At 61.3% G+C, this 5,358-nt stretch carries 4 protein-coding genes; all 4 read right to left on the bottom strand.

Annotated features, from left to right (window positions below):
* Positions 1-1,251: sigma-54-dependent transcriptional regulator (locus AC1DVH_RS25665; protein ID WP_477756164.1), on the bottom strand; the 1,251-nt coding region annotated here is incomplete at its 3' end.
* Between the two features lie 22 nt (positions 1,252-1,273).
* Entirely contained in the window at positions 1,274-4,228 is a 2,955-nt protein-coding gene (locus tag AC1DVH_RS25660; RefSeq protein ID WP_477756163.1) for a sensor histidine kinase, read from the bottom strand.
* Positions 4,212-4,388 carry a hypothetical protein gene (locus tag AC1DVH_RS25655; protein ID WP_003176118.1) on the bottom strand — a complete coding sequence of 59 codons (177 nt, stop codon included), beginning with the start codon at positions 4,386-4,388 and terminating at the stop codon, positions 4,212-4,214. Before AC1DVH_RS25655 ends, AC1DVH_RS25660 begins: the two co-directional genes overlap by 17 nt.
* Positions 4,389-4,464: 76 nt before the next feature.
* A complete protein-coding gene (gene gluQRS / locus AC1DVH_RS25650) occupies positions 4,465-5,355 on the bottom strand; it encodes a tRNA glutamyl-Q(34) synthetase GluQRS (protein WP_477756165.1) in 891 nt (296 codons plus the stop codon).
* Positions 5,356-5,358: the final 3 nt, after the last annotated feature.

Genomic DNA, 5,358 nt, shown 5'->3' with positions numbered 1-5,358 from the left:
GTTACTGGCATTGCCATTGCCCTGTTGTGGGGGCAGGCCAATGAATTCGTCGTCTTCCAGGTCGCCCAGCTCGATGTCGATGCCCAACAACTCGGCGGAAATTTCCGGGCTTTCGCACAGGATAACGGCACGCTCGACGGCGTTTTCCAGTTCGCGAACGTTGCCCGGCCAGGAGTAGTGACGAATGGCTTGCTCGGCATCCGCGGCGAACGTCAGGTCGGTGCGGTTGATTCGCGCACTTTGCCGCGCCAGGAAGGCGTTGGCGATTTCGTTGACGTCCGCACCGCGTTCGCGCAGGGCTGGCAGCTTCAGCGCGATAACGTGGAGGCGGTAATACAAGTCTTCGCGGAACTGGCCGATCTTCGCCAGGCTCTTGAGGTCGCGGTGAGTCGCGGCGATCAGGCGCACATCGACTTTTTGCGACTGCACCGAGCCAACACGACGAATTTCGCCTTCCTGCAATACGCGCAGCAGTCGTGCCTGGGCTTCCAGCGGCAGTTCACCGATTTCGTCGAGGAACAAGGTGCCGCCATCCGCCGCTTCCACCAGGCCGGCGCGTCCGGCGCTGGCGCCGGTGAATGCGCCTTTCTCGTGGCCGAACAGTTCGGATTCGATCAGGCTTTCCGGAATGGCTGCGCAGTTCACCGAAATCATCGGTGCCTTGGCGCGTTTTGAGAGGTTGTGAAGGGCGCGCGCCACCAGCTCTTTACCGGTGCCCGACTCGCCCTGGATCAGAACGTTGGAATCGGTTGGCGCGACTTTGCGGATCTTGCCATACAGGTCCTGCATCGGCGGGCACGAGCCGATAATGCCGATTTCACCGTTGCTGTTGTCGGTACCGGATTTCGCCGCACCGTTGGCGGCTTTGCCGGCAACTGCCTCACCACCGGCTTGTACCGTTTGTCGGTCACGCAGGATTCGTGCGGCGGCTTGCAGCATTTCGTCGTGGTCGAATGGCTTGGCAATGTAATCCACCGCACCCATTTTCATCGAGTCGACTGCCGAGCGCAGGCTGGCATAGCTGGTCATGATCAGCACCGGCGTGCCTTGGGCGAGCTTGATCAGCTCCGTGCCAGGCGCGCCCGGCAGACGCAGGTCACTGATGATCAGATCGAACGAGGGAATGGTGAAGCGTTCTTGTGCTTCCTGCACTGATCCGGCTTCGCTGACCTGGTACTGGTTACGTTCCAGCAGGCGGCGCAAGGCGGAGCGGATAATGGTTTCGTCTTCGACGATCAAAATGTGCGGCATTGATTCGATACTCTCGACGGTCTCAGTTCACAGCGGACGTCGCTTCGACATGACGCGGCAAGGTAACCCTGATTCGGGTGCCGCGTTGGCTTTGAACATCAGCCGGGCTGTCGATGGTGATTTGTCCATAATGCTCTTCAACGATGGAATAGACCAGTGCAAGGCCCAGACCGGTGCCTTCGCCAGGGTCCTTGGTGGTGAAGAAAGGTTCGAACAATCGGTCCATGATGCTCGACGGAATACCACTGCCTTCGTCTTCCACGATCAGATCGACCGTGTGTTCGCCAGCTTCGCTCTTGACCCGTACCGCACTGCCGGGAGGCGAGGCGTCACGGGCGTTTGAAAGCAGGTTGATCAATACCTGGGCCAGCCGTTGCGGGTCGCCTTCGACCCAGTGTTCGGGGTCGCACAGGTTGTAGAACTGCACTTCGAAATTGCGTCGGTTCAGGGCCAGCAGGCCGATGGCATCCTGAGCCACTTCGGCCAGACAGACGGGCTCGTCGCTGTGCTGATGGCTGCCGGCATGGGCAAAGCTCATCAGCGACTGGACGATGCGCGACACGCGTTTGGTCTGCTCGAGGATCTGGCCGCTGATTTCCTTCAGCTCGCCGTCTTCTTCACGTTCTTCGCGCAGGTTCTGCGCCAGGCACGCGATACCGGTGATCGGGTTGCCGATCTCATGGGCCACGCCGGCCGCCAGTCGACCGATGCTGGCCAGACGCTCGGAATGCACCAGTTTGTCCTCGAGCATCTGGGTTTCGGTCAAGTCTTCCACCAGCAACACCAGGCCACTGTTGCCCGGCGCGAGGGGTTCGTCGATCGCCGCTTTGTGCAGGTTCAACCAGCGGGTCTGGCCGTCGAGGGCCAGGTGCTGTTTGTGCAAGTGTTCGTCCGGCAGATTGATGAAGCCTTGCAGCAGTTCTTTCCATGGATCGGCAATGGTGCTCAGTCGCGAACCGACCACGCGCTGCGCAGCGATGCCGGTGAGTTCCTCCATGGCCTTGTTCCACATGAGAATTTCCTGATCCTTGGCCAGCGAGCAAACGCCCATCGGCAATTCCTGCAAGGTCTGGCGGTGATAGCGGCGCAGGGCATCGAGTTCGGCGGCCAGGCCGGTCAGGCGCGAGTGGTAATCCTCGAGGCGACTTTCGATGAAGTGAATGTCTTCGGTGACGTAGTTTTCGCCGCCGGCCTTGTAGGGCAGGAAGGTTTCGACCATGTCCTGGGCCACACTCGGGCCCATCAGGCCGGAGAGGTTGGCCTCGATGCGGTCACGCAAGCGGCGCAGGGCATAGGGTCGGCGTTCGTCGAAAGGCAGATAGAGGTCGCGCAGTGCCTGTTCCACTTCTTTCTGCGCCGCCTTTGCACCCAGTGGCTTGGCCAGTTGCGTGGCGAACTCCTGAGGCGAGGCGGCGTGCAGTTCCCGACGCTGCGGGCGGCGCACGTTATCCACGGCGCAGGCTTCGGCAGCGCTGGCTTCTTCGGTGCTGGCGTTGGTGAACAACGAGATCAGGGTGAACATCAGCACGTTGGCCGCCAGCGAGGCAATCGCCGCCATGTGCCAGCTGGTGTCGTCCAGCACGTAGATCATGTTCAGCAGCGGAATGTAGAAGCCCTGCAGATTGCCGACCAGTGGCAACAACATGGTCACCAGCCACACAAGGATCCCCGCCAGCAAGCCGGCGATGAAGCCGCGACGGTTGGCGGTCGGCCAATACAGGACCGAGAGCACGCCCGGCAGGAACTGCAACGTGGCGACGAAAGCGACAATGCCGAGGTTGGCCAGGTCCTGCTCGGCACCGAGCATCAGGTAGAAGCCGTAGCCGGCCATGATGATCGCGACGATCAGCGCCCGGCGGGTCCACTTCAGCCAGCGGTAGATGTTGCCTTCGGCCGGTGGTTGATACAGCGGCAGCACCAGGTGGTTCAAGGCCATCCCGGACAGCGCCAGCGTGGTGACGATGATCAGGCCACTGGCGGCGGACAACCCGCCGACATACGCCAGCAACGCCAAAGCCTTGCTGTTGGCGGCGATGCCGATGCCCAGGGTGAAGTATTCCGGGTTGGTGGTGGCGCCGAGCTTCAGTCCGGCCCAGAGAATCAGCGGCACCGCCAGGCTCATCAGCAGCAGGAACAGCGGCAGGCCCCAGCTCGCACTGACCAGCGAGCGCGGGTTGAGGTTTTCGGTAAAGGTCATGTGATACATGTGCGGCATCACGATCGCCGAGGCGAAGAACACCAGCAGTAGCGTACGCCACGGGCCTTCCTGCAAAGGCGTGTGCAGGGCAGCGAGCGCGGTCTGGTTTTGCAGCAACCACAACTCAAGCTGTTGCGGGCCGTCGAACACACCGTAAAGCGCATACAGCCCGACACCGCCAAGGGCGATCAGCTTGATCACCRATTCGAAGGCAATCGCGAACACCAGGCCTTCATGTTTTTCGCGGGTGGCGATGTGGCGGGAGCCGAAGAAAATCGTGAACAGCGTAATCAATGCACAGAAGCTCAGGGCCACGCGATGCTGAACCGGCTCGCGGGTGAGGATACCGATGGAGTCGGCGACCGCCTGAATCTGCAAGGCCAGCAGCGGTAATACGCCGACCAGCATGAAAATCGTGGTCAGCGCACCAGCCCAGGTGCTGCGGAAGCGGAAGGCAAACAGGTCCGCCAACGACGAAAGCTGATAAGTACGGGTGATCTTCAGGATCGGGTAGAGCAACACCGGCGCCAGCAGAAATGCTCCGGAAACCCCCAGGTAGCTGGACAAAAATCCGTAGCCGTACTGATAGGCCAGGCCCACGGTGCCGTAAAACGCCCAGGCACTGGCGTAGACGCCCAGTGATAGGGTGTAGGTCAGCGGGTGGCGAATGATCGCCCGGGGAATCATGCCCCGTTCACTGATCCAGGCCACACCGAACAGCACCGCCAGGTACGCGGCACTGATCAGGATCATCTGGGTCAGGCTAAAGCTCATCGGCATCTTTTTGGCTCTGCAGGATGAAAGTCACGACGATCAGAATCAGCCAGAGCAGATACGGGCGATACCAGGCGCCAGTGGCGTCGATCCACCAATCCATGATGGCTGGGGAAAACAGGTAAATCCCCACTACCAAAAGCAGGACCAAGCGATAGATGTACATCCCGGCCTCTCTTTTTATGCGCGTGCCCGAAAACGTGCGGCGATGGTAACGGATGGGCGCGCCACTGCAAGTGCGATCACAACAGCTGTGCCTCGGGCAGGCTCAGTGTGCGCGGGATCAACGAGGCATCCCAGTGGGCAATGCCCCAGTTCAGCACTTCCCGTGGCGTGGCATCAGTCAGTTCGGTTCCCGGGTTCTGTCCCAGCGCGCGCAGCGCCCGCAGCAACAGGGGCGTTGCCTGATCCTCGGTCAACGGCGGCGAGCGGTAGGACTTACCAAGTTTATTGCCATCAGGTTGAGTAATCAGCGGGATATGCAGATAACGCGGCTGCGGCAGACCGAGCAACTCTTGCAGGTAGAGCTGACGGGGCGTGGAGTCCAGCAGGTCGGCACCTCGAACGATATCGGTGATGCCCTGCCAGGCATCGTCCAGGACCACGGCCAATTGATAGGCGTAGAGGCCGTCGCGGCGGCGGATCACAAAATCGCCGACTTCCCGGCCCAGATGCTGGCGGTATTCGCCTTGCACCCGGTCGATGAAGTGGTACTCCAGCTCCGGAACACGCAGGCGGATGGCGGCATCGTCGATGCCATGGCCGGCATTGCGGCACAGCCCCGGATAAATCCCGTGGTACGGCGCCAGCTGTTTGCGCGAGCAGGTGCAGGCGTAGGCCAGGCCGTGATTGAACAGGCGATTGAGCACCTCGGCATAGGCATCGTGCCGCTCGCTTTGGCGAACCAGGTCGCCATCCCACTCGAAGCCATAGCTTTCCAGCGCCTTGAGAATGGCCGCCTGGGCGCCGGGTTCTTCACGGGGCGGATCAAGGTCTTCCATGCGCATCAGCCAGCGTCCGCCCACTGAGCGCGCGTCAAGGTAGGAGGCCAGTGCGGCGACCAGCGAACCGAAGTGCAGATGGCCACTAGGGGTGGGAGCGAAGCGCCCGATGTAGGGGATGTTGGCGGTCATGGA

This window comes from Pseudomonas sp. P4_C3, assembly GCF_056402075.1.
The sequence above is the reverse complement of the archived record's forward strand: the minus strand, read 5'-3'. Positions and strand labels throughout refer to the sequence as shown.